The sequence below is a fragment of the Neobacillus niacini genome (genome assembly GCF_023715785.1).
Taxonomy (GTDB): Bacteria; Bacillota; Bacilli; order Bacillales; family Cytobacillaceae; genus Neobacillus; species Neobacillus niacini_E.
Window position 1 is genome coordinate 48,134 of sequence record NZ_JAMBOX010000017.1, and the last position, 25,752, is coordinate 73,885.

The window sequence follows — 25,752 nt, forward strand, 5'->3', positions numbered from 1 at the left end:
TCCTTCCATGGCTCATACTTTTTTAGCAAATTTTCTTCCGGCAGTTATGATGATTAGGGCAGCGCCAATAATTAATACTCCATAAACAGAGTTTACAGCATCTAGTCCTTGTTTTTGTTCTTCCTTTTCTATCTTCTTTTTACCCTCACTTAGTTGAGAAACTGATGCATGTTCTGTCTCTTTTTTAGACATCAATTGGACTGATTGAAGCAACTGGCCATTATGATTTTCAATTGTTAACAAGCCGGAGTCATTTACCTTTTTAACCGTCCCAGCTAAATCCTCCGTAATCACGGTGTCCTGTTTCGGAAAAAATTCCTCTTGTTCGCTTGTAAACGTCTCATTTCGGTTTAATATTGAGTGTTGATAGCCGCTAAAACCATAATCAAACAGAACAGCTGTATCCCTATATTTATCCTGTTTCTGCTCCGATTTCAGAACAACGGCAGTTAATTTTATTTTGCCGTTATCAGCTGTAGTTGCCAATGTTTGTTTAGATTGTGACGTATAACCAGTTTTTCCGCCGATAATTCCGGAGTAAGGAAATTCTCCTTTTAGCATCGCATGATGGGTCAAAATATTAGTCTTCCACGATTGTCCTTCCCACCAAAGTTTCTTGGTTCCGTAAATCTCTGCAAAAATCGGATTTTTCATCGCATAATTTGTAATAACCGCCATATCCAAGGCAGTTGTATAATGATTTTCGTCATGCAAACCACTTGGATTCATGAAATGTGTATTTTGAACACCGACCTTTGTCTTCAGGTAATCATTTATTTTGGCCGAAAATGCTTCAACACTTCCATCAAGATGCTCGGCGATGGCAACAGCCGCATCATTTCCGGAATTAACGAGCATTCCCTGAACCAGCATCTTCAAGGGCAGCTGCTCCCCTTCCACCAAATAAACTCTTGTTCCATCCTGACGCACGGCGTTTCCACTAACAACAGCCACACTGTCCAGGTCCCCTTTTTCAATTGCATAGATGGCCGTCGCTATTTTTGTCAGGCTCGCGGGATACATTTTTACATCGGCGTTTTTATTATAAAGAACGGCATTTGTTTCCGTATCCAGAAGGCATGCTGCCTCGCTTATTACCTCAGGCTGAGGCTGTTCCTCAGCATATACATTCGCTTGATAGGACCAAAACATGACAAAAGCTATAAAAAATGCGCTAATCTTTGACAAATGCAACACCCTTACTGATTACTTTTTACCTATTGATTTTAACAGATTATGAATATAAATAAGAGTCTTTTCAGAGAATTTCCAATAAAAAAACTGGTTGGCATTGTTTCCACCAGTTTTTATTATCTATGTCCTTCTTTTAGAAATCAACAGGGAAATTTGGGCCATTATGATTGGTAATGAAGATTTTCTGCGATAGGCCATATATTTCGGTGCCCAAAAATCCGTATATTTTTCTTTGTATTTTCTAAGACCTTGAAAATGGTAAAGAAAGTGACCATACAGAAAAATTTGAGCGGCGATTTTTTCACTTAAAAATGCGAACCTTGAAACACCGACATTCGAAAGCGGAGCCATCCCCAAATTAAACCGTTTGTATTCTTTGTCCTTTGCCCATTCCATCAATGACAGAAATAAAAAATCGACCGTTCCGGGTGGAGCCTCTGTTCGGAACCTCATTAAATCAATGGATAGGGATTGAAATTGATCATAGACATGCATGATGCTCATAAATCCGATTATCCTTTTGTCAGCATCCCTAACGAGTGCGATTGGCGCTTTATTCAAATACCCTTCATCGAAGAAACCAAGCGAAAATCCTTTCTCTCTTCGTCCCTTAAGCCAATCATCGGAAATTTCTTGCAACTCGCATAATAATGCTTTGGAATGTGGAGGATCCACTATTTCAAAGATAAAGTGTTCCCGGGCAAATTTATTTTTTACGGCACGAAAGCTTTTCATTTTATTGCCCGCGAGCGAGAATGAATTTAAATCAACAATTGCTTCCTCCCCAAGTTTAAAGAAAGCAAATCCGTGGTTGTGCAGATGCGGCAGCATCTCGTCCCCAACTTGATAAAATACAAGAGTGTAACCGTACAAGTCCGCAATTTCTTGAAATTCTTCAATGGCTTCTGAAATGTCACTTCTTTCCCCGATCGGTTCCCCTAATATGACCAGTTTATCGGCATATTTTTGAAATGAGATTAAAATCGTTTTATTTTTGTTCCAAAAAATATATTTATCATGCAGGAAAATTAAATGGGACAATACATTTCCTCTATATTTGGCTAAATGCCCACTGATTTCTCTTTCATGTTCCCGAGAAGCTTCGAGTTTCCACTTTTTAGGCAAGCTGATTAAATAGCCAAATACCAGGATTAACAATGCAATAATTAACCCGATAAAGGCACTTTTAAATAAATCAAGATAATCAACGATCACATAGGGCAACATTTTAGCCGGGATGGCGAATTTCGCATCCGGCAAATTTAAGTAGCCTATAATAAGGTACATGGAGGTAATAATCAGAATAATGGTGATATCGAATATCGTCTTCCCCCACGTCAATACATAACTCTCACGGTAAAACTGTCCCTTGGAGAATCGCAGCAGCAGGGCAACAATGATTAAAAAAATCGCCTCTTCATAATCAATCCCTTTAAATATGGAGAAGAGTGCGGCAAGAATAAGTGCCATAATCGTTAATTCATAGGATCGTTTTACACTGTATTCAATTCCGCGGGATAATCCGAGCAGCAAAAATCCAGCCGCTACCGAAAGCTGATGGGATACATTGATAATTGGAAAGGCCAGGAGCTCCTGAGCCAATTTCAGCCTTGACATGATTCCGGGAACACTGGCCGATAACAGCAAGATTAACCCTGACAGAAACACAAGCATTGTCAGAATGACATGGCTTACGCCCTGGATAATCGTCTTGGGCAGATCATTCCAGGACTGATTCCACTTTACCCAATACAGCTTTATAAACAATGCCAATCCTACAAAAAACGGTATAACATAGTAGCCAAGCCGGTAAAATAACAGCAAAACCAGAACCTGTTCCTCGGGAACATGCAAGTCCTGCATCCCCCAAATAAACACCAAGTCGAACGATCCCAAACCGCCAGGAATCATACTGATAATTCCGGCACTTGCGGCAACGATGTACACCGGAAAAAGTTCCCCGATTGAAATCGAAATCCCCAGCATTTTGGTTAAAAGCCAGATTGCCAGAAACACACAAACCCATTCCAAAAGGGAAACAACAACAAGTTTAATCGTTTCTTCTCCTGAAATTAACGGTTTTTGATCTCTGTTTGTTTTAAAAATATGTATGATAAACAATAGCGGAAAATATAAACCAATCCCCAGAACAGCGAAATAGAGCCATCTTGTATCCTGAAACAGGGGATTCCCGCGGTAGCATAATATGACAATCCAAGAAAGCAGCGAAATCCCGGTTAAATAATACAAGGAAATGGTCGCAATTAGACTAACGAGCCTGCGTTTATCACGCTCGAGCTTATTAAAGAAGTAGGTCCTTAGCATCGCTCCCACTAAACCGCCAAATCCGATCATATTGGAAAAAGAATTGGCAATAAATGATTGTTCCAAAAGCATCCGTCGAGGAACCTCGCCGCCCAAGCTCCGGACCAGTATTACGTCATAAAATAGCATCGGGAGAACTGCTGAGACTGTAATCAAGATAAGTAATACCAAACTTATAAAGCTCAGTTGATTCAATTCATTTCTTAACAGCCCTACATCAACGTTTCCGGCGAATTTTTTTATTTCGTTCGCAGCAAATATTAACAAAAGCAATGGAAAGATAAACTTTAACGCTTTTAAGACCTTATCCTTTTTTATAACCAACAAAACGACCACCTATTTTTTTGATTCCTGACTTTACTATAAACGTTTCTACAGGAAATTTAAAGAACTTACCGAATGCCGCCCCTCCAGGGCGAAGACAGAGCGACACTTATGCTTCCCTATCAGCCAAAGCAAATATCTTCATAAAAGCAGTCCATCCATTATTGTTGACAGTTTGCGACAGCTTCAACCCCCGCCTATTTTCCTATTACAATCAATATTTTAAAAAGTAGACAAGTTTTCTTACCTAATAGGCATATGTATAAATAGGACAAATAGATATGGAGGGTTTGAAATGAAATTTTTAGTCTTAAAAAAGGAAACGCTATTATTCTTTGTAGCAATCGGTGTCTTGCTGGCATCTGTATCGGCATGGTTCATGTTAAAAGCAGGGGACGCCGCGGTTTTTAATCAACAGGACGAAGGAAAAGTTCGCGAGATTCATATGGTGACAGTCGAATATAAGTCAAAGCTGAAAAATGGGAAAGAAATTGAAGCATACCGCTGGGATCCCGGTACCATTTCGATTAAAAAAGGCGAAAAGGTAAAATTGTACATTACCGGAATCAATGGCGAGGAGCATCCTTTTTATGTTGAAGGCACCGATATCAAAGGGAAAGTAAAAAAGGGCGAACAAACTGTGGTTGACCTCCATATAAATAAAGAGGGCATCTATCATTTAATATGTGAAGCACATTCAACCCGTAATCACAATGGGCCGATGATTGCCGATATTGTTGTCGACTAGCAGACAGGAGGATGTTTCTCCTGTTTTTTTTTGCTGTTTCACAGGTTTCCACTATTAAAACGTTGATATCATAACATTCCCTTTATATAACAGATGAAACACACCTAACAATTTTTATAGTACAGTTTCTTTCTCCTATTAGCACTGTTCATAAATTGTTCACGAAAAACCCCCTCAAACACCGTTTTGTTCACATTTTCACAAATTGTTAACAATTTCCCCCTGTACTCACCACAAAAACTGTTATACTCAAGGTGTGAGAGATACTTCAACTCTGTTATATTTCGTTTATTAAAATAAGAGGTGAATAAAATGGAACAATGGAAAGGTTTTACAAAAGGAGTTTGGCAAAAAGAAGTTAATGTCCGCGACTTTATCTTAAAAAACTTCATTCCGTTTGAAGGCGATGACAGCTTTTTAGCTGGTGCAACAGATGCTACCAATAAGCTTTGGGACCAAGTGATGGATCTTACAAAACAGGAACGTGAAAAAGGCGGCGTCCTTGATATGGACACCGAAACGGTTTCTACGATTACTTCTCATGGACCTGGCTATTTAGACGAAGACCTTGAAAAAGTGGTCGGCGTACAAACTGACAAGCCTTTTAATCGTTCCCTTCAGCCATTTGGCGGAATTCGCATGGCTAAGGCAGCTTGTGAAGCCTATGGTTATGAACTAAATCCTGAAATTGAAAGAATTTTTACTGAGTTCCGAAAAACGCATAACCAAGGTGTATTTGATGCTTATACAAGCGAAATGTTGCTTGCACGTAAAGCAGGCATTATCACTGGTCTTCCTGACGCATACGGACGCGGCCGGATTATTGGCGACTACCGCCGGGTTGCTTTGTATGGTGTTGATTTCTTAATAAAAGAGAAACAAAAAGATTTCAATAACACTAGCAAGGTAATGACAGAAGACAATATCCGCTTACGTGAAGAGCTTTCTGAGCAATATCGCGCATTAAAAGAGCTAAAAGAACTTGCAGAAAGTTATGGATACGATATTTCAGGTCCAGCTAAAAATGCTGCTGAAGCATTCCAATGGCTGTATTTTGGATACCTCGCTGCCATTAAGGAGCAAAACGGTGCCGCGATGAGCCTTGGCCGTGTTTCTACTTTCCTTGATATTTATATTGAAAGAGATTTGCAAAATGGGACATTAACAGAACAAGACGCTCAAGAATTGGTTGACCATTTCGTCATGAAGCTTCGTCTTGTCAAGTTTGCCCGTACACCAGATTATAACGAATTGTTCAGCGGCGACCCTACATGGGTAACGGAATCAATCGGCGGTATGGCCATCGATGGACGCCCGCTTGTGACGAAAAACTCGTTCCGTTTCCTTCATACTCTTGATAACCTGGGACCTGCTCCAGAGCCAAACTTAACTGTATTATGGTCTACGCAGTTACCTGAAAACTTTAAAAAGTATTGTGCTAAAATGTCAATCAAAACAAGCTCCATTCAATATGAAAACGATGATATCATGCGCCTTGAGTATGGCGATGACTACGGCATTGCCTGCTGTGTATCTGCAATGGAAATTGGCAAACAAATGCAATTCTTTGGTGCCCGTGCCAATCTGGCAAAAGCCCTGCTCTATTCCATCAACGGCGGTGTCGATGAAAAACTGAAGAAACAAGTCGGACCTGACTATCGACCAATTACTTCAGATGTGTTAGAGTATGATGAAGTTATCCAAAAATTTGATAAAATGATGGATTGGCTTGCCGGTCTTTACATTAATACCTTGAACGTCATTCATTATATGCATGATAAATACAGCTATGAAAGAATTGAAATGGCACTTCATGATACACAAGTTTTGAGAACAATGGCAACTGGCATCGCCGGATTGAGTGTTGTAGCCGACTCACTGAGCGCCATTAAGTATGGACAGGTAAAAGTGATCCGTGATGAAAACGGCCTTGCGGTTGATTTTGAAACAACTGGGGACTTCCCTAAATACGGAAATAACGACGATCGTGTTGACAGCATTGCCGTTGAAGTTGTAAAAAGCTTTATGACAAAATTGCGCAAGCATCAAACCTATCGCAACTCTGTTCATACGCTATCTATCTTGACAATTACTTCGAACGTTGTTTACGGCAAGAAAACTGGAAATACACCTGACGGCCGCCGTGCCGGGGAACCATTTGCACCAGGCGCTAACCCAATGCATGGCCGTGATACAAAAGGAACATTGGCTTCCCTTTCTTCTGTTGCCAAGCTGCCATATAGCTATGCAATGGATGGAATTTCCAACACCTTCTCCATTGTTCCTAAGGCTTTAGGAAAAGAAGAAGATAACCAAGTTCGCAATTTGGTTTCCATCTTGGATGGTTACGCAATCAAAACAGGTCATCACCTGAATGTAAACGTCTTTAACCGTGAAACATTGATGGATGCGATGGAACATCCTGAACTTTATCCGCAATTAACCATCCGTGTATCGGGTTATGCGGTTAACTTCATCAAACTGACAAGAGAACAGCAACTTGATGTCATCAACCGTACGTTCCACGAGTCACTATAATAAATAGCTAAGGGGTCTGACCCCGCTAAATAATATCTGGCGTAAAGAAGTCTTATCTGCCGGACCTTATATCTAGCGCGCGTCAGACCCTTTTTAAAAAAGGAGAAGAATCATCATGATTGGAAATATTCATTCAATTGAAACATTGGGAACCGTCGATGGTCCTGGAATCCGCTATGTCGTCTTTACGCAAGGCTGCCTGCTGCGCTGCCAGTTTTGCCATAACGCTGACACTTGGGAGATCGGTACCGGGAAACAAATGTCTGTTTCCGAAATCATCGATGATTTGGAATCCTATTTGCCTTTCATTCAAGCATCAGGAGGAGGCATTACTGTCAGCGGCGGCGAGCCATTGCTTCAAGTCCCGTTTCTTACCGAATTGTTTAAGGAATGCAAAAAGAAAGGGATTCATACAACCATTGATTCATCCGGCGGTTGTTTTTCCCATTCAAAGCTGTTTATTGAGCAGCTTGAAGAACTGCTCCAGTATACTGACTTAATTTTGCTTGACTTAAAACATATCAATCGGAAAAAACATATCCAGCTTACTGGGATGGCGAATGATCATATTCTTGAATTTGCCAAGTTTTTATCTGATCGAAAAGTACCTGTATGGGTCCGCCATGTTCTTGTTCCAACTGTAACCGATGATCAGGAGGACCTTGAAAAGCTTGGAGAATTTATCGGCACACTTGAAAACGTCCAAAAGATTGACATTCTTCCCTACCATAAACTTGGAGTCTACAAATGGGAAGCACTTGGTCACGAATATCAATTACATCATGTGGAACCGCCAAGCCAAGAAAAGGTGGACTTTGCCTCTCAAATGTTAACAGCACATTGGAACCAGCCTGCAACACACTAATTCCCTTCGGAATTAGTGTGTTTACACTTTTGTGAACAAGGCCGAATCTTTATACCGTCTTTTTAATTTTATAGTATGGTAAGATGGTAAACTACAAGTTCCATTTTGTGAGAAGGTGCATCTTTATGTACGAACTGTTAAGCTCGATAAGCAGAACCTTGAACAGCCCGATTGTGATTTTTTATGAATGAGACACAGAGCTCTCCCCTCCTTGCTTCCTTTTTGCTTGGTGTGATTTTATTGGGCATAAGCGGAAAAATCCGCTTTTTCTTGTCTAATCCCCAGACATTGGCATTATATTTAAAATTGATTATTTGCCTTTTCTTTTATATACTCATATCATCGGCTTAGGTGCGAGGTGAAATTTTTTGTTTCAACTGCTTATCGATCATTCGGATTATAATACTATAACAGCCCTATATATAAGTATTTACTTTGGCATGATTTTGAAATTTATCTGGGCTTACCGAGTTGAATATTCATTTTCCGAAACGTTGTCAAATTCTGCGGACACCAAAATTATTCACCCACTGATTTTCTATAAAAGGAACTACCATCTAAATGTCAGCATGATTCTGATTAGAATCGTTAAATATATTCGCAGAAAAGAATATTCCAAAGAGGATGACGAAGAACCTATTTCCTTCCTATGTACCCAATTATCACAATAACACGGATTAATTAGGAGGAAATATGAAAACCAAAAAATCTTCAATTCTAGTAATGGCTCTTTTAGCTTTCACCACGATCTTGTTATCGGCATGTTCGTCACAGGCAACAAACGGCACTAGCGGAAATAATGATGGCTTTTTTCACACCTATTTCGTACAACCGTTTACTGTCAGTATCGAATATATTGCCGAATTTTTCCATGGTAACTATGGTTTGGCTATCATCCTGGTAACCTTGATCATCCGGCTTGTCTTGATGCCTTTAATGTTAAGGCAATATAAAAATCAAATGATTATGAAGGAAAAGATGGATGCCTTAAAGCCGGAAATGGACACCATTCAGCAGAAGCTGAAAGCTGAAAAAGATCCTAAGAAGAAGCAAGAGCTTCAAGCAGAAATGATGGGACTTTATCAAAAGCACGGTGTTAACCCATTAAATATCGGCTGTCTGCCAATTCTAATTCAAATGCCGATTTTGACCGGATTTTACTATGCGATTCGGGGTTCAGAAGAAATAGCTACCCATAAATTTTTATGGTTCAGTCTTGGACACCCTGATATTATCATTACGATCATTGCCGGGCTGATTTACTATTTTCAATTTAAAGTATCGCAATCGACGATGCCTGCTCAGCAGCGTGAACAGATGAAAATAATGGGGTTAATGTCGCCGCTGATGATTGTCATGTTTTCGTTTAGCGCTCCAGCTGCCCTGCCACTCTACTGGGTAGTCGGAGGAACATTTTTAACGATTCAAACTTTAATCAGCCAAAAACTTTATCGGAAAACTCCGGTTGAAGCAAAAGCCAAATAGACTCTTATAGGAAAGAAGCATCGATTGATGCTTCTTTTTTGTTATGGATAGTTTAATTTCATGTTTGGAAACCTAATGGCAACAGCGAAAAAAGGAGTGCAAAATATGAAAAAACAGCTATGCATAAGCGCAACGATTATCATGACTCTATTTTTAGCCGCCTGTTCAGGAATTGACACGGATGAACGAACAGCCAATCGAAACCCGGATAAGATAAACCCCGCCAAAGTGAATTACGATATTCCGAATCATGGAGGTCCCGCCATCTCGACTGCAGATGTCAGTGACCAGGAGCTAGACAAAAATATAAACCGACGGAATATTCGTGGCACTAATGTTCAAGATCGAAATCGAAATGATACAACTATAAGAATTGCCGAAGAAGCCGCTCGCAAGGTTTCGGACCTGAAAGAGGTGAAGCACGCCAATATCATTGTCATTAATCATAATGCCTATGTGGCAGCTAAACTGACACGCTCTGCACGAGGCGGGCTTACAGACCAGCTGGAAGACACGATCTCACGGACTGTGAAACGGGTCGACCGCGATGTCGATAATGTGTATACCTCAAACAATCAAGAATTTTACGATCGGATGAACCGCTACGAAAGCGACATCCGCAAGGGCCGTTCCGGTTTCTTTAACGAATTTAGGGATACCGTCCGCAGAGTTTTCCCGGATGGAAGGCAAGATTAAAAGCCTGGCGTTGCGTCAGGCTTTTATTTTGCTTTTATTACTATTCATGACAAAATTGTGAAGAATTGCCGCTAAAGGGTTCTCAAAACGTAAGAAAACGATTACAATATTAAAAACTGAATATTCAATCCGTTTTCCAAGGAGGGCATTCTTAATTGAAAATTATGAGTAACGAGCAGCTTGTTGTTTCGTATCGGGATGCATTGAAGTCTGGCAAGGAAAAGGAATGGATTAAGATTTTAAAAGATGAAATAGAACGACGTGGTCTGAAGCCTTTTAAGAAAAAGCTAACAACTGAATAATTTAAAAAACCGCTGATCTATTCAGCGGTTTTCTAGTTATTTTCTCCACCCAGCGAGATCTTAGTGAGATTAGGAAAAGGTTGGCTGCAGCCTTAACTCCTCCAGTTTTTTGGTTATCTTATCTGCCGCTTCCCCAGGGTTCTCAGCAAATATATCAAAAAATTCACCCTCATACTCCTGTCGTGCATGGTCATATCGCGGGTCATAATACTGTTCAAGCAGCAGCAGGATCATTTCTTGATAGTTTTTTTCCGTCAATGTTTCTAACAGACGGTTTCTGACTTCAAGGTCTTTCACCCGTTTTAACACTTTCTCGATGCCAAGCGCTATTTTTTCAAAAAACCAAGGCTCTTGCTCGTAGGGTTCGACATATTCGGCAACAAGCTGTTTCACCCTTTGCTCGAGTGGGGAGTGAATATAGATATTTGTGCCTTTAAACTTAACTTCCATTAGTTCTTCAGGCTGAACAGCTTTGCCGATTCGTTTACTTTCGGCCTCTACAAGAAAATAATCCGCTCCTTGTAGTTCGACGAGCCCTTTAAATAACAAGGAATCAAACGTTTTTTGATTATGACCATCACCAAGGCCGATTGTTCCGAATATCGACCCGCGGTGACCGGCCATCTCTTCCAAGTCCAAAACAGGGTATCCTTTTTGTTTCAACATCTTTAATACTTCTGTTTTTCCGACACCTGTCATCCCGTGGATCACGACCGCTTTGTTCGGCAATAACTTTGGAATGTTTTCTAGGATATAGTGACGGTAGGCTTTATAGCCTCCGATTAAACGCCAAGCATATATGCCGGCAAATTCCAAAAAGGTGACAACCGCTTTGCTTCGCATCCCGCCGCGCCAACAATGGATGACTAGTTCCCCCTTTTCATGATAGGCTTTAATTTGGTGCAGCAGCTCTGGAAGTTTCGGGGAAACCAGTTCCATTGCCCGCCATTTTGCGGCGGCCTGTCCTTCATGTTTATAGATTGTCCCGATTTCAGCGCGTTCCTCATTCGTAAACAGCGGTATATTCACTGCCCCAGGAATGGCCCCGTCCGCAAATTCAATCGGCGAGCGGATATCAATAATTGTTTTATTTTCTAATGCGAATAGTTCTTCAATTGGTAAATCCTTCATAGACATTAACTCCCAATAAAATCTTTTGCCGTTCGATTATAGCTATTACTAAAAACAAACAAAACTTCCACAATAGGGAAGTTTTGTTTCTTCTGCATAGAGATAATGATAACTTCAGTATAGACTTATTATATAGAAGTTAGTCGAGTCCTTCAAGAAAATCACGCTGTCTGCCAAGATTTAACGAATATTATGCCATTTTTGACGAATGGTTCAGAGCAGACATTAATTCCTTCATCTCTTTTAGATCATTATTATTAAATAATTCAATGATTTTACTACCAACGACGACACCATCACAATATTGCGTCAAATGGCTGATCTGTTCCGGGCTGGAAATCCCGAAACCGGCCAAAACGGGTATGGAACTTACTTCCTTTGTTTTTTGTAAAAAGGAAAATAATTCTTCATCAAATCCATTTCTTGCCCCAGTTATCCCTTTTACTGTAACGGCGTATAAAAACCCGCTGCCTTTGGAGGCGATTTGCTCGATTCGTTCAATTGGGGTTGTCGGGGTAACAAGACGAATCAGTTCAACTTCAGCTTCTTCAAGCTTTGGCGCAATGATGGATTCTTCTTCGAGCGGCAAATCGGGAATAATGCATCCGCCTACACCCGCTCTCTGAATATCTTTAACAAATGATTTGATTCCATAGGCATAAATGGGATTTAAATAGGTCATCAAGATAATCGGAACAGAAACAGCCTCCCTTGCCTTTTCCAGCTCAGCTATAATCCCCTTTAGGGTTGTTCCGCCTTTAAGTGCTCTTATTCCGGCGCGCTGGATTGTCGGGCCGTCGGCAACAGGATCTGAAAAAGGTACCCCGACTTCAATCGCAGTTGCACCAAACTTTTCCAATAAGATAAGCCTGTCAGTCAGGGACTCGAGTCCCCCATCTCCTGCCATAATATAAGGAACAAATGCCTTCCTTCCTGCTTCTTTTACTAGTCCAAAAGCTCGTTCTACCACATTCATTATCTATTTCCTCCTTCCAGCCTTGCCTTCACCGCATCAACATCTTTATCCCCCCGGCCTGATAAGCAGACGACAATATTCTTGTCAGGCCCCATTTCTGCGGCCAATTTTAGCGCAAATGCAATCGCATGGGCGCTTTCAAGTGCAGGAATAATCCCCTCAACTTTCGATAACAACTGAAAGGCCTCGAGCGCATCCTCATCGGTAACCGAGCGGTAGGCAGCCCGGCCGCTCTCCTTTAAATAACTGTGTTCGGGACCGACTCCAGGATAATCTAGCCCGGCAGAAATAGAGTGGGCTTCCTGAATTTGTCCATCCTCATTTTGCAACAGGTACATTAAGGATCCGTGCAATACACCGGGGCTCCCCTTTGTCAATGATGCGGCATGAAATGCCGTTTCTACCCCCTGGCCGGCTGCTTCAACCCCGAATAGCTTTACCTCGTTATCTTCAATAAATGGGTAAAACATACCCATGGCATTGCTGCCGCCGCCAATGCAGGCTACGACTGCTTCCGGCAGCCGTCCATTCCGCGCCAGAAATTGCTGCTTTGTCTCGCTTCCGATCACACTTTGAAAATCGCGAACCATCATTGGGAATGGATGCGGCCCCATTACCGATCCCAATAGATAATGAGTATCATCGACATTGGCGACCCAATATCTTAATGCTTCATTGACCGCATCTTTTAACGTTGCGCTCCCTGAGGTGACACTGACTACTTTCGCGCCTAACAGTTCCATGCGAAAGACATTGAGTGCCTGCCGTTTGATGTCCTCTTCACCCATAAAAACAATGCATTCAAGGTTTAATAAGGCACAAACCGTTGCTGTTGCCACACCATGCTGACCCGCTCCGGTTTCCGCAACAATCTTGCGTTTCCCCATCTTGGTTGCAAGGAGTGCCTGGCCAATGGCATTATTGATTTTATGAGCCCCGGTATGATTTAAATCTTCCCGTTTCAAATAGATTTGGGCCCCTCCGGCATATTTGGTCAGGTTCTCAGCATAATAGAGCGGAGTCGCCCTGCCAACATATTCTTCTAACAGTCTCTTAAACTTAGATTGAAAAACCGGGTCGTTTTTTGCTTCTAAATACGCTTGTTCCAATTGAGTTACAGCCTTCATTAATGTTTCTGGTACAAATCTTCCGCCAAATATTCCAAAATGGCCAGTTTGATCAGGCAATGTATAGGTATTCATGATCAGTTTCCTCCTAGTCCATACTCTTCGCTTTCTCAATTAAAGCCTTTATTTTCACTAAGTCTTTAACCCCATCGGTTTCTACTCCCGAGCTTACATCCACCATATTTGGTCTAATCATTTTGATTGCTTCTGCCACATTATCTGTTGTTAACCCTCCGGCGAGGATTAGCTTTTTTTGATTGATCAAGGCTGTGTTTACCTCACTCCAATCAAACGCCAGCCCATTTCCCCCACGGTATTTTCCCTTTGGGCCATCAAGCAAGATATACTCGCTTGGAAATGAGTTGAATCTAGCCAAATGATCATTCCCCTGAAAACTGATTGCTTTGATAACCGGCTTGGAAAGGGTCTCGCTAGATGCCGCTGGTTCATCACCATGCAATTGAAGATGTGTAAGCCCGACAAAAGACGCAATCCGCTCCATTTCGGCCATTGATTCGTTAACAAACACCCCTACCTTAAAAACTTCTTTTGGCAAATGGGCAACGATTTCTTTTGCTTTATCTTCACGAATTTTCCGTTTGCTATCGGCGAACACAAAGCCAATTGCATCAGCGCCGTAACGTGCTGCCGCCACCCCTGTTTCAATATCCATGATTCCGCATATTTTTACTTTCATCGCTTTGCTCCTTGTATTAATGGCAGACGAAAATCAGCGAATTTTTCTGCTAGGTGTTCACTTTTCATCAATGCCTCACCGACCAAGATCCCATTTGCCCCGGCATTTCTTACCCGTATTGCATCGTCCCGGTGATGAATACCGCTTTCACTGATGAGATAGGCTCCGGCCGCTTTTACTTCAGCAGCCAATTTTTCAGTCATTTCTAGTGAAACATGAAAGGTCTTTAAGTCCCGATTGTTAATGCCAATCAATTTAGCGCCCGTTTTGAGCGCAGAGGCCAATTCCTGCTGATTGTGAACCTCGACCAATACTTCCAGCCCGAGACCTTTTGCATATTGGTACAGCTCTTGTAAGGTCGTCTCATCAAGGGCAGCAACAATTAACAGGACGATATCAGCCCCATATGAGGCTGCCCGATCAATTTGCAATCGATCAATAATGAAGTCTTTACAAAGAATGGGCAAACTAACTGATTCACGAACCATCGACAAATCAGAAAATGATCCCTTGAAAAAGGTGTGGTCCGTTAATACCGAAATCGCAGCCGCGCCGGCCTTTTCGTAGATTGCGGCTTGGACCCCGGGGGCGACACCATCATTAATAATCCCTTTCGATGGTGAGGCCCGCTTAAACTCAGCAATGATCGCCAGTTCTGATGCCGTCCCCAGCTTTTTGATGAACGAACGTCGTGCAAAAACAGTTTCCTTGATTATGCTTTTTCTGTTCCTAAGTTCCTGTACCTCCTGCTTTTTCCGTTCAATAATCTTGTCTAAAATGGTTTCCATTCAGATCGCCTCTCTTTGCATCGCTTTTGATTTATCAACCAATGCAGTTAATTTTTCATAAGCGGCCCCGGAATCAATGATGTCCCGCGCTGCCTGAATCCCCTCCACAACATCACTGGCTTTGCCGGCGGTATAAATGCCAATCCCAGCATTTAGCAATACCGTATCTCTATAAGCTCCGGTTTGGCCCCTTAAAACATTTAATAAAATCTCCGCATTCTCCTTGGCGTCGCCGCCTTTAATCGCACTGTTATCATAAACAGGCAAGCCAACTTCTTCGGGGTGGAAGGTTTGATTTTTAATAATGCCATTGTCCAAAATGGTCAGATGGTTTTCGCCTTGGAGCGAGGCCTCATCCATAAATCCTGCTCCATTAAGGATAATTGCCCGTTTGCGGCCAAGCTGCTTTAAAACTTCGGCAAATACATTTAGTAAATCCCTACGATAAACGCCCAACAACTGGAAATCCAAGTCGATTGGATTTGTTAATGGACCGATAAAATTGAAAATGGTCGGGATTTTCAATTGCCTTCTGACGGTCATTACCTTTTTCAATTTAGGATGGACATGAGGTGCAAACAAGAAGGTAATCCCGATTTCCTGAAGCATTTCCTCCGTGCTTTCTTTTGGCAAATTTAGATTGATACCCAAATATTCAAGAACATCAGCACTGCCCGTTTTACTGGAGATACTGCGATTGCCATGTTTAGCCACTGGAACCCCCGCAGCTGCGATCACAAAGGCGGAAGTGGTGCTGACATTAAAGCTGGATGAACCATCTCCCCCAGTACCGCAGTTATCCAGTACATTTGTAAACTTTTGGTTGAACTTAATGGAATTTGCTTTTAATGCTTTGACAATCCCGACGATTTCATCAACTGTTTCACCTTTGGATTTCAACCCCATTAAGAATGCGGCGATTTCCGATTCAGAGACCTCTTCCCCCAATATAAAATCGACCGCTTCCCTCATCTGGTGCTCTGAAAAGGATTTCTGTTCAGCTAATTGGAGTAAATAATTCTTCATTTGATTTCTCCCTTTCTATTTGAAGTAAAAAATTTTTAAGTATTCGTTTTCCTGACGGTGTTCCGATTGATTCAGGATGAAACTGCAAGCCAAACACGGGATATTGACGATGCCTGATTGCCATTACTTCCTCATCGTCCATGGCATAGGCTGTACTTTCAAGTTCCGGATGCATGCCATTCTTTTCAATCGCCAGAGAATGATAACGCATCACTTCCAGCGGAGACGGCAGGTAATTAAAAATATTGCTGCTATTATGGTTGATAAACGATGTTTTTCCATGCTTAACTGTCTTGGCTCTCCGGATTTCACAGCCGAAGGCGGCCCCGATTGCCTGGTGTCCCAGACAAATGCCAAGGATCGGTATTTTGTCATAGAAGTTTTTAATCAATTCTATGCAGATACCGGCATCCTCCGGTCGTCCAGGCCCTGGGGACAAAATGATGGCTTTAGGTTGCAATTGGTGAATATCCATAAGACAAATTTGGTTATTCCGGTATACCCCCACATCCTCCCCCAGTTCCCCAAGAAACTGATAAAGGTTATAGGTGAAGGAATCAAAATTATCGATGAGCAATAACATTGTGATGATCCCCTTCCAAAAAGGCTTTTAATTTATTCAATGTTTCTTCATATTCAGATTCCGGGTCGGAGTCATGGACAATGCCTGCCCCTGCCTGAATATAAGCTGCACCATCCTTTAAAATCATCGTTCGAATCGCAAGTGCAAAATCGATACTGCCATTAACCGATATATAGCCGATTGCCCCCGAATATAGCCCTCGTTTAGAATTTTCCAATGAATTGATGATTTCCATCGCCCTTATCTTCGGTGCCCCTGAAACCGTTCCGGCCGGAAGACAAGCCGCTAGCGCATCCAAGGCAGACTTTTCACGAGTAAGGGTGCCACTGATTTCCGAAACAATGTGCATCACATGACGGAATTTCTCCACCTCCATATACCGATCAACATGAACTGAGTCAAATTCGCACACTTTGCCAAGATCATTGCGGCCAAGGTCAACCAGCATTTTATGTTCAGCCAATTCTTTCTCGTCATTTAGCAATTCTTTTTCAATCCTTAGATCGTCTTCGCCGGTTTTGCCGCGCTTTTTAGTTCCGGCAATCGGATTGGCGATTACCGTCCTGCCTGTCGTCTTGATTAAACTCTCCGGGGAAGAGCCAATTACGGTATAATCCTCAAAATCAATATAGAACATATAAGGGGTCGGATTATGGGCGCGATGTTTCCGATACAAGGCCAATGGAGACCCTTGAAAAGCTGATTTCATCCTTCTTGAAAGGACAACCTGAAAAATGTCTCCGGCCAGTATGTGTTCCTTGGCAATCTCAACATTTTTTATGAACTCCTCCCTGGATGTTTCCGGGACAAAGCCTTCCATTTGAAAAGAAGCTTCCTCAGAATCATAGTTGGTTTGATTTAACTGCTCTATCCTTTTGTTAATACGTTGTTCAACACTTTTTTCATCACTATCTTCTAAAAGCGGGATACCGGTTATGAAAACTTTTTCTTCTAGATGGTCAAATACAATCACTTCTTCATAAAACATCAAATGGACATCCGGCATTGCTAATTCGTCAGGGGGCACTTCCCCAATATCCTCATACTGTCTGATGATGTCATAGCCTATATAACCTACACCACCGCCAAGGAACGAAAATGGGGACTGCTTTGTTTCAATAGAAGGCATCATGTTTGAAACGATTTGTAACGGATTTCCTGTCACTATCTTCCTTGCCCCGTTCCGCTGGATAATTTCATTTTGATCCCCTTTCGAAATAAGTTCCAAAGCGGGGTCAGCACCAATAAAGGAATACCGGCCGGAATCGTTATATTTATGTGAGCTTTCCAATAAAAATTTCTTTCGACCGCTAATCTTTTGCAAAATCGAGATCGGCGTCAAGACATCCCCACTTATTTCTTTAGTCAAAAGGCAAGATTTTGTGTTCACTTTTCCAACTCCTTTCGAAAATAAAAAAAGTCCTCTATAAGCTTACATCATTAAGCATATAGAGGACGATTGTCAGGAACCGTGGTGCCACCTCATTTTGAAGCTATGGGCATACATGACAAATGGGCCCAAGCTTCCTCATTCAGATACAGAGCAAAGAATCGCTCGATATCCTATCCTTTTAACGGCGGAACCCCGTACAGCCCTACTGGTAGTTTCAGACTGTCTCTCACAAGTCCATTCCACAAATTTTGTCTTATCGGGCTCCCACCTTCCCCGACTCTCTGGAAAGAAATAAATAAGTGTACTTCTCTTGTTCAACGAATTACAGTATTAAAGTTTCTCAATACAAAAAGGGTCCTCCACCCTAAAAAGGACGGAAGACCCGTGGTGCCACCTTCATTAGCTAAAAATTAGCTCACTTTACCGATATCGAGGCATTTTGCCTAATATCTGTCCCATGTAACGATGAGAATCTCGCCAAAGCCTACTGCTTAGATAAAGGTTCGGTTTGGAGGCTCGGAAGGCCATTCACTAATACGTCTACACTGATTTTCACCAACCATCAGCTCTCTAAAGAATCCGTAAAAGCTACTCTTCTTCGTCAACGCCATAACGTCATTTTATTGATTTTTATATTAATACGCTGGAAACAAAATGTCAAGAAGTAATTTTTAAATTTTTCAGAATTGGTCAATTTCCATATGTCCTATGTTTATCATTTATATGGCATTAAAAGGATTTAAACAACTAAGTTATTTTTGCTAAAAAAGGTCCATATTAAAGATACAAATAGATGAAGGCGGGATAGAAGATCCATGGAACATATTGAACAACTATGGAAAAATCCGCGGGCCGCTAAAAAGAAAAAAGACAAAGCAGGGCAAAAGCGGTCTAATGAGATATCGAAAAATAAATGGGCCATTCTTTCCATCTCTTCCATTCCATTAGTCATGACTTTAGGCAATTCAATGTTAATCCCTGTACTTCCGTCAATGGAAAAAGAACTTGCGATATCCTCATTTCAATCAAGTTTAATTATTTCGGTTTATTCTATCGTTGCCATTCTGTTAATCCCGGTTGCCGGCTATTTATCCGACCATATTGGCAGGAAAAAAGTCATTATTCCCAGTCTGATTATTGCCGGTATTGGCGGGGTTATCTCCGGCTGGGCAGCGTGGAAATTAGATGCTTATTGGCTGGTATTGGTCGGCCGGGCACTCCAAGGGGTTGGAGCGGCTGGTGCCTTTCCCATCGTACTGCCATTGGTCGGTGACATGTTTAAAAATGAAGATGACGTCAGTGTTTGTCTGGGGATTATCGAAACCTCGAATACTTTTGGAAAGGTGATCAGCCCCATCTTCGGTGCTTTTTTAGCAGGATTTATTTGGTTTATCCCATTTTTTTCAATCCCTGTTTTTTGTGCCATTTCCGTGATATTGATGGCTTTTCTAGTGAAATCACCCAAGAAAAAGGAGAAGCCGATCCCATTTAAAACATTCTTTATGAATGTCAAGAAAACGTTTAGCAGTGAAGGCCGATGGTTATATGCCATCTTTTTTATCGGCGGGATTATGATGCTTGTACTTTTCGGAATTCTTTTCTACCTTTCCGAGGTATTTGAAAAAGAATACGGCATTAAGGATGTCAAGAAAGGATTCTTTCTTGCGCTGCCGCTTGGGGCACTTTGCTTATCTTCGTTCATTACCGGCAAAATTATCAAGAAAAACAAAGTTTTAATGAAATGGTTAACTTTTGGCGGCATTCTTGGAGCCGCCATATCAATTGCTGCATTATGGTTTTCAATCAAGCTGTGGTATATGCTAACCATGTTTCTTATTAGCGGTATTGGAATAGGGCTCTGCCTGCCAAGTCTTGATTCATTAATAACTGACGGAGTTGAAAAGAAGGAACGGGGAACGATCACATCGATTTATAGCTCAATGCGTTTTATCGGAGTTGCAGCTGGTCCCCCAATTATTGCGTTGTTAATGAAGTATTCGAACCATTGGATTTTTATCATCATGAGCGGTCTCAGTATCGTTGCGGCTATTGTGGCATTTTTCGCCATTAAACCTCAGCAGCAGGAATAATTTTAACTGGAGCTTCTTTTCGCTGCTCCAGTTTTTTTGTGAAGAAATAATTTTTTCTACCCAAAAATTCGTTATTATGCTATAATAATTCTTGTTCACAATTGATTTGCGGGTGTGGTTTAATGGTAGAATTTCAGCTTCCCAAGCTGACGGCGGGGGTTCGATTCCCCTCACCCGCTCCAAAGGTTTATGGAGGAGTACCCAAGTGGCTATAAGGGGGCGCACTCGAAATGCGTTAGGGCGGGCAACCGTCGCGTGAGTTCGAATCTCACCTTCTCCGCCATACATACGAATAAATAAAACGCCAGTGTATTTCTGGCGTTTTTTGTTTAGCTATAACGTTGCGTCCCTATGCGGTGTAATCACTAGATTCGGCTTGGTAATCGTGTTGCTTGGCATTCCCTTTATTTGGCTGACGTTCCCATACTTTTTCCGTAGTTCTTCGATTGGCCCAAATTCGATGGCCCGCATCGGACAAGATGCCACACAGGCCGGGTCTTCACCCTTTTTTTGCAAATCGATGCAAAAATCGCACTTATCCGATTTAAAAACCTTTTTATTGTATTGCGGTGCTCCATATGGGCACGCCAACACACATAACTTGGTTCCTTGACAGATTTCTTGATCAATCGTAACCACGCCATTATCCTTATCTTTCGAAATGGCCCCCACCGGACAGCTCGGAACACATTTTGGCTGAGTGCAATGGTTGCAGGAAATGCTGAAGTAAAAGGGTTTGATGTTGTGCACGATCCCTTTTCCCGGTTGTTCAAAGTAAATGCCTTCTTCGTATTCATAAACCCTGCGAAAATTGATGCCCACGTCAAGGTCATTTTTATCCTTGCAGGAAACGGTGCAGGCCTTGCAGCCGCTGCAAAGGCTTTGGTTAATATAAAATCCTAACTGTGCCAACCTACTCACTCCCCTATGCTTTTTTTACTTCAACCAAGTTTGTCAGCTGCGGATTCGCTTTAGCAAGTGGTGTTGGCCGCTGTGACGTTAGAACATTGATGGAACCACGTTGATCAATGCCATTTTTATCGGGTGTATACCAGGCACCCTGAGGTATTCCGACTACGCCAGGGACAATTTTCCGAGTTACTTTGGCATCAATAATTAACAGTCCACGATCATTTACTACCTCTACACGCTCTCCATCTTTAATGCCGCGTGCTTCGGCATCTTTGGGGTTAATCCACATTTCTTGTTTTGCTGCTTCTTCAAGCCAAGGTTGGTTATCATACATGGAATGACATCTCCGCTTGTAATGCCAGCTGATCAGCTGTAATGGGTACTTCTCTTTTAGCGGGTCTTCCGGTCCTTCCCATGATGAGATGTATTTTGCGATAGCTGGAATTTCATCATGCTGGTTCATATCCCATAACGCTTTTGAGAATAACTCAATTTTTCCTGAAGGGGTTTCAAACGGATGATTGTCGAGATCATCAATTTGTTCCTTAAACCCTACGAGCGGCTCGTCATATTTAAAATGATAAACACCCAAGTTACAGAATTCCTCGAAAGTCGGGAAGTTCGGATCCAGTTCTTTTTTGGTTCTTTCAATACTTTCCTTTACAATGTCAAGGGTGGATTTCCCCTCTGTGAATTGTTCCTTGAGTCCTAATTTATCGGCAATTTCCGCAAAAACATCAAACTCGTCGCGGCATTCATATAGTGGATCAATCGTTTTTTGCCCCAAAATGACATAATCTCCAAAACACCATGGGGTTCCAATATCCCAGCGTTCGAAGAAAGAGGTTCCAGGAAGAAGAATATCGGCATACTTTGCACTTGGTGTCATAAAAAGATCACTGACGACGATAAATTCCACTTTACTCTCGTCTTCAAGCAGTTTTTTTGTTTTATTAATATCTGCATGCTGATTTATTAACATATTGCCCGCCATATTAAATATTGCTTTAATACCAGAATTTAAACGTTCTGTTCCCTGCAAGCCATCAGCTGCTGTCATTTCCGAACCCTTTTCAACCGCCATTGTCCAGAGAAAACATGGGATTGATGCTTTAATTGGATTTTGGTATTTAAACGGATAGACAATGTTTGAACGATTCCAATAGCCGGTCCCTGCTGCCCAGCCCCCAAGCTTGCCTACATTACCAGTGAGGCAGGCCAGCTGAGCTCCACCGCGCATAAATTGTTCTCCGTAAGCCTGACGCTGCGGTGCCCACCCTTGAATTAACGCCGCGGGTTTCATTGTCGCATAATTTCTGGCAAGCTCCCGAATTTTATCCGCAGGTACACGGCAAATTTTTTCTGCCCATTCAGGTGATTTTGGGGTCCCATCCTTATCACCAAGCAAATAACTCTTTAGGGACTCATCGGCAGGAACCCCATCAGGCATGTGGTGGCCATCAAAGCCGATACAATATCTGTCTATAAATTCCTGGTCATGAAGATTCTCGGTAATGATGACATAAGCCATTGCGTCCATCATGGCCGTGTCGGTTGTCGGAAGAATTGGAATCCATTCATCTGCAAACGCGATTACAGTGTCACTATACCTTGGGTCAATCACAGTAATTTTGGCCCCATTTTTCTTAGCTTGCATTAAATATTCACGATATGGGGTAGAAAAGATCATTTCAGAGGGGTTCTGACCCCACAGAATAATATATTTGGAGTGCAGCAACGAATCAAAGCTGCTCCCCGAATCATTGGTCCCATATGTATAAGGGGTGGCCACGTTTCCGGCTCCTGAACTATAGTCATTTCGGGAATTTAGATAACCCCCCGTCAGCGCCAATAATTTCCTGGCAGCTCTTGGTCCGCCATGCAATCCCCAGCTTTGTCCCGATCCATAATTGACATAGCGGGATTCAGGGCCGAATTGGTCGCCAATGCGTTTCACTTCCTTAGCAATCGTTTCGACCGCTTCATCCCAAGAAATCCGCTCAAACTTTCCTTCACCGCGTTTCCCGACTCGTTTCATAGGATATTTTAGGCGATCAGGATGGTATAACATTTTTCGGTAGTTTTGGCCTCTGACACAAGCCCTTAACGCTGGTGTCGAAAGATCCCCGCCCTCTTGCGTATCAGTGCTCACCCTGACCACCATTCCATCGCGAACGTGCGCTTTAATCACACATCTGCCGCCGCAGTTAGTAATGCTGCATGTTGAAATAACCTTCAGATTATCCTTTGCATTTGCTATCTTTTCCTCTTCTTTTCGGTCTACGAGCATCTTCGTGCCAATTCCACCCGCGATTACCGGAATGCCTATAGCCCCTGACCATTTTAAAAAGGTACGGCGCTGCATTTTATTTTTCAACAAACTGTTTAAACCGTTTTTTTCAACCATTGGATATGGCCTCCCTTACCTCATACAACGAATTTAAATCCTCGCTCAAAAAATCTTCAAGCAGCATGGCCGCTCCCAAAAATAGCTGACTATTGGTTGCTTCAATCAGTTTTTTACAAAAAAACGGAATCCAAATGGCAAGGTGTTCTTTCAAAAAATCAATTTGAATGGAGATTAATTCTAGACTTTTATGAAGATTTTTTTCGCCCCTGCTCAAATCAGCAAGGTAATACATAAATTCCAGTTCAAGCAGCAGATGGTCGTCTGGCTCATTATTTTCCTTTACATACTGAAGTCCACATTGATGATAGAGGCTGCGAACTTGATAGGTCCATTCTTCAAACAACAAATGATCCTTGCTCCGGTAATAGGACTCCCAAGGAGGAGTAATCAAAGGTCCTGGACCGATAAACAATCGTTGAAATTCTTCCTGTTCCTTTTTTACTTGCTCGGCTGTTAAGCTGTCAAAAAAAGCACGGAGAATATTGCCTCCCTCATGAAACTCTGCTAATTCGTCAAGATTGGCTTTACTGGAAATCTCACGAAGATTTTCAATGTCCGGTTCCAAAAACAATAGTCGTATTAGCTGATAAAAATTCCTTCTTGCCGACCAGAAAAGCTCAATTTGAAAATCCTCGGCCTCAGTCTTGGCTGCCATTTTCACCCCTCCAAATTGTGAAGTTTTTCACATATGAATTTTTTTACCTTCAAATCAATATTACCTTATAATCCCTAATCAGGAAGTAAGTTTGTGCAATAATTCACATTAAATTCATAAACATTCAATGTCTTTATTTAAAGTCATTTTTTTTGTTAATTATGATGGTATGTGTATAATAATAACGATTACAAAATGAAAAGGATGATAGGCTTGTACGTAACCGGACATACTGTTGAGAAACTTGAAGATCCATTTGGATTATTATCAGGAGAGCGTTATGAGTTTTTTTTGGAACTTGATGTAGATGAGGAGGATGAACTTTACTCCGAAAAGGGGATCGGATTAAGAGTGTTATTAGGGATTAAGGCAAACGAATCGAAAATATTGAATTATCATTTCTTTGAAAAAGGCAGCGACACCGTGCTTGATTTTGCGCTTGAGGACGACGAAGAGGAACTGGTACTCCAATATTGCATGGAGCATATTCCAGCCTAGTAAAAAGGTGATGCAAAACCCGCATCACCTTTTTGTTTAAGCCTCTTTCTTGACTTTTACAGCTGCTTTTTTTCTTGGGGCCGCTGTCGGCGCCTTTTTCGGCTTTGTTCGATCGATAGACGCTTGCAGGGCTGCCATTAGATCTGTAACATTGGTAGCCGGCGCTTCTTTCGTTGCAGCCGTGACCGTTTCTTTGCCTTGTCGTTTTGCTTCAATCAACTCTAGCAATGCCGATCTATATTCGTCATGATACTTCTCCGGTTCAAATTTCGTTGTTAATTGGTCAATTAATAATATCGCCGTTTCAAGTTCCTTTTGAGTCACTTTATCTTCAGAAGGAACATTCGGAACATCCCCAGCCTTTCGCACCTCATCGGGAAAATGAATCGTTTCCATTACCAGCGTATTTTCGTACACGCGGATGACGGCAAGCTGTTCTTTCGACCGAATGATGATTTTGGCAATACCAACCTTTTGTGATTCCTCTAGGGCTTTACGCAACAACGAATAGGCTTTGCCTCCACCCTCATTTGGGGACATGTAATAGCTCCTGTCAAAGTAAATCGGATCTATGTCGTCTATTTTTACAAAGTCAATAATTTCTACTGCCTTTTCTTCATTCTCTTTCCGCAGCTTCTCGAGGTCCTCATTATCAAGGACAACAAATTTTCCTTTTGTATATTCGTATGCCCTGACAATCTCTTCTGGTTTTACCTCTTCTTCACAGACGGTACAAATTTTGTCATATTTAATTGGAGCATGACATTTATTATGCAAGGTCCTGAGCTTAACATCCTTATCCTCTGTTGCTGTATGAAGCTTAATCGGGATATTGACAAGCCCGAAGCTAATGCTGCCTTTCCACATTGTATGCATAGCTAGTCTCCATTCTTTTTACGTTTAGTTTTTGTATTGCACTTAAGCTCATTCCTTAAAACAATTGGAAATGGATGATTTTCCGGCATTATTCGTAAAATAAACTAAAAGGG

General features: G+C 41.8%; 23 protein-coding genes, 2 tRNA genes and 2 other annotated features. Of the genes, 11 read left to right on the forward strand and 14 right to left on the reverse strand.

All coding sequences use genetic code 11. The annotated features are described in order from the left end of the window. Nucleotides 1-12: 12 nt before the first annotated feature. Together M3234_RS23420 and mprF are read right to left on the reverse strand one after the other, a co-directional pair. The gene (locus M3234_RS23420) at nt 13-1,197 is read right to left on the reverse strand and encodes a D-alanyl-D-alanine carboxypeptidase family protein (protein WP_396953986.1); all 1,185 of its coding nucleotides are present in this window, start codon (nt 1,195-1,197) and stop codon (nt 13-15) included. Nucleotides 1,198-1,314: 117 nt separating this feature from the next. Further along, nucleotides 1,315-3,843 carry a bifunctional lysylphosphatidylglycerol flippase/synthetase MprF gene (mprF, locus tag M3234_RS23425; protein ID WP_262307039.1) on the reverse strand — a complete coding sequence of 843 codons (2,529 nt, stop codon included), beginning with the start codon at nt 3,841-3,843 and terminating at the stop codon, nt 1,315-1,317. 295 nt (nt 3,844-4,138) lie between these two features. Between mprF and M3234_RS23430 the strand changes: the two genes are divergently transcribed. The 7 genes from M3234_RS23430 (at nt 4,139) to sda (ending at nt 10,477) form a co-directional block, all read left to right on the forward strand. Then, entirely contained in the window at nt 4,139-4,591 is a 453-nt protein-coding gene (locus M3234_RS23430; protein ID WP_262307040.1) for a cupredoxin domain-containing protein, read from the forward strand. 312 nt (nt 4,592-4,903) lie between these two features. Further along, the gene (gene pflB / locus M3234_RS23435; RefSeq protein ID WP_262307041.1) at nt 4,904-7,129 is read left to right on the forward strand and encodes a formate C-acetyltransferase; all 2,226 of its coding nucleotides are present in this window, start codon (nt 4,904-4,906) and stop codon (nt 7,127-7,129) included. A 115-nt stretch (nt 7,130-7,244) separates the two neighbouring features. Further along, the gene (gene pflA, locus M3234_RS23440) at nt 7,245-7,994 is read left to right on the forward strand and encodes a pyruvate formate-lyase-activating protein (protein ID WP_262307042.1); all 750 of its coding nucleotides are present in this window, start codon (nt 7,245-7,247) and stop codon (nt 7,992-7,994) included. A gap of 368 nt (nt 7,995-8,362) precedes the next feature. Beyond that, complete coding sequence (locus tag M3234_RS23445) at nt 8,363-8,665, forward strand: hypothetical protein (RefSeq protein WP_262307043.1); 303 nt, start codon at nt 8,363-8,365, stop codon at nt 8,663-8,665. A 22-nt stretch (nt 8,666-8,687) separates the two neighbouring features. Continuing rightward, nucleotides 8,688-9,479, forward strand: a complete 792-nt coding sequence (yidC, locus tag M3234_RS23450) for a membrane protein insertase YidC (RefSeq protein WP_262307044.1) — start codon at nt 8,688-8,690, stop codon at nt 9,477-9,479. A gap of 105 nt (nt 9,480-9,584) precedes the next feature. After that, a complete protein-coding gene (locus M3234_RS23455) occupies nt 9,585-10,175 on the forward strand; it encodes a YhcN/YlaJ family sporulation lipoprotein (protein ID WP_262307045.1) in 591 nt (196 codons plus the stop codon). A 164-nt stretch (nt 10,176-10,339) separates the two neighbouring features. Then, nucleotides 10,340-10,477 (forward strand): sporulation histidine kinase inhibitor Sda, encoded by a 138-nt coding sequence (gene sda, locus M3234_RS23460; protein ID WP_396953988.1) that lies wholly within the window; start codon nt 10,340-10,342, stop codon nt 10,475-10,477. 69 nt (nt 10,478-10,546) lie between these two features. Here the strand turns inward: sda and mnmH are convergent, their stop codons facing one another. The 8 genes from mnmH to trpE all read right to left on the reverse strand — a co-directional run bounded on the left by mnmH (nt 10,547) and on the right by trpE (nt 18,195). Continuing rightward, a complete protein-coding gene (gene mnmH, locus M3234_RS23465; RefSeq protein ID WP_262307047.1) occupies nt 10,547-11,608 on the reverse strand; it encodes a tRNA 2-selenouridine(34) synthase MnmH in 1,062 nt (353 codons plus the stop codon). A 190-nt stretch (nt 11,609-11,798) separates the two neighbouring features. After that, nucleotides 11,799-12,584 (reverse strand): tryptophan synthase subunit alpha, encoded by a 786-nt coding sequence (gene trpA, locus M3234_RS23470; RefSeq protein WP_262307048.1) that lies wholly within the window; start codon nt 12,582-12,584, stop codon nt 11,799-11,801. Then, entirely contained in the window at nt 12,584-13,786 is a 1,203-nt protein-coding gene (gene trpB / locus M3234_RS23475) for a tryptophan synthase subunit beta (protein ID WP_262307049.1), read from the reverse strand. Before trpB ends, trpA begins: the two co-directional genes overlap by 1 nt. 13 nt (nt 13,787-13,799) lie before the next feature. Next, nucleotides 13,800-14,408, reverse strand: a complete 609-nt coding sequence (locus M3234_RS23480; protein ID WP_262307050.1) for a phosphoribosylanthranilate isomerase — start codon at nt 14,406-14,408, stop codon at nt 13,800-13,802. Then, entirely contained in the window at nt 14,405-15,196 is a 792-nt protein-coding gene (trpC, locus tag M3234_RS23485) for an indole-3-glycerol phosphate synthase TrpC (protein ID WP_262307051.1), read from the reverse strand. The genes M3234_RS23480 and trpC overlap by 4 nt, the downstream gene beginning before the upstream one ends. Beyond that, on the reverse strand, nt 15,197-16,222 hold the full coding sequence (gene trpD / locus M3234_RS23490) for an anthranilate phosphoribosyltransferase (RefSeq protein WP_262307052.1): 1,026 nt from the start codon (nt 16,220-16,222) through the stop codon (nt 15,197-15,199). Then, entirely contained in the window at nt 16,194-16,805 is a 612-nt protein-coding gene (locus M3234_RS23495) for an anthranilate synthase component II (RefSeq protein ID WP_262307053.1), read from the reverse strand. The genes trpD and M3234_RS23495 overlap by 29 nt, the downstream gene beginning before the upstream one ends. Further along, the gene (trpE, locus tag M3234_RS23500; protein WP_262307054.1) at nt 16,786-18,195 is read right to left on the reverse strand and encodes an anthranilate synthase component I; all 1,410 of its coding nucleotides are present in this window, start codon (nt 18,193-18,195) and stop codon (nt 16,786-16,788) included. Before trpE ends, M3234_RS23495 begins: the two co-directional genes overlap by 20 nt. A gap of 58 nt (nt 18,196-18,253) precedes the next feature. Continuing rightward, nucleotides 18,254-18,525, reverse strand: a binding site (T-box leader). Nucleotides 18,526-18,564: 39 nt separating this feature from the next. Further along, nucleotides 18,565-18,812 (reverse strand) — a binding site (T-box leader). 201 nt (nt 18,813-19,013) lie between these two features. Here trpE and M3234_RS23505 point away from each other — a divergent pair. The 3 genes from M3234_RS23505 (at nt 19,014) to M3234_RS23515 (ending at nt 20,571) form a co-directional block, all read left to right on the forward strand. Then, the gene (locus M3234_RS23505; protein ID WP_262307055.1) at nt 19,014-20,288 is read left to right on the forward strand and encodes an MFS transporter; all 1,275 of its coding nucleotides are present in this window, start codon (nt 19,014-19,016) and stop codon (nt 20,286-20,288) included. A 108-nt stretch (nt 20,289-20,396) separates the two neighbouring features. Next, nucleotides 20,397-20,470, forward strand: a tRNA-Gly gene (locus tag M3234_RS23510). Nucleotides 20,471-20,479: 9 nt separating this feature from the next. Next, nucleotides 20,480-20,571: transfer RNA gene (locus M3234_RS23515), tRNA-Ser, on the forward strand. 50 nt (nt 20,572-20,621) lie between these two features. On the opposite strand, the gene M3234_RS23520 is transcribed toward M3234_RS23515, so the two are convergent. From M3234_RS23520 to M3234_RS23530, 3 genes are read right to left on the reverse strand one after another with little or no spacing between them, the layout of a single operon-like run. Beyond that, the gene (locus tag M3234_RS23520) at nt 20,622-21,200 is read right to left on the reverse strand and encodes a DMSO/selenate family reductase complex B subunit (protein WP_262307056.1); all 579 of its coding nucleotides are present in this window, start codon (nt 21,198-21,200) and stop codon (nt 20,622-20,624) included. Between the two features lie 13 nt (nt 21,201-21,213). Continuing rightward, nucleotides 21,214-23,607, reverse strand: coding sequence for a DMSO/selenate family reductase complex A subunit (locus tag M3234_RS23525; RefSeq protein WP_262307057.1), 2,394 nt, complete (start codon nt 23,605-23,607; stop codon nt 21,214-21,216). Continuing rightward, entirely contained in the window at nt 23,600-24,265 is a 666-nt protein-coding gene (locus M3234_RS23530; protein ID WP_262307058.1) for a TorD/DmsD family molecular chaperone, read from the reverse strand. Before M3234_RS23530 ends, M3234_RS23525 begins: the two co-directional genes overlap by 8 nt. A 204-nt stretch (nt 24,266-24,469) precedes the next feature. Between M3234_RS23530 and M3234_RS23535 the strand changes: the two genes are divergently transcribed. Beyond that, the gene (locus tag M3234_RS23535; RefSeq protein ID WP_311315691.1) at nt 24,470-24,763 is read left to right on the forward strand and encodes a DUF6509 family protein; all 294 of its coding nucleotides are present in this window, start codon (nt 24,470-24,472) and stop codon (nt 24,761-24,763) included. A 36-nt stretch (nt 24,764-24,799) separates the two neighbouring features. Here the strand turns inward: M3234_RS23535 and ku are convergent, their stop codons facing one another. Continuing rightward, nucleotides 24,800-25,639 carry a non-homologous end joining protein Ku gene (ku, locus tag M3234_RS23540; protein ID WP_262307060.1) on the reverse strand — a complete coding sequence of 280 codons (840 nt, stop codon included), beginning with the start codon at nt 25,637-25,639 and terminating at the stop codon, nt 24,800-24,802. Nucleotides 25,640-25,752: the final 113 nt, after the last annotated feature.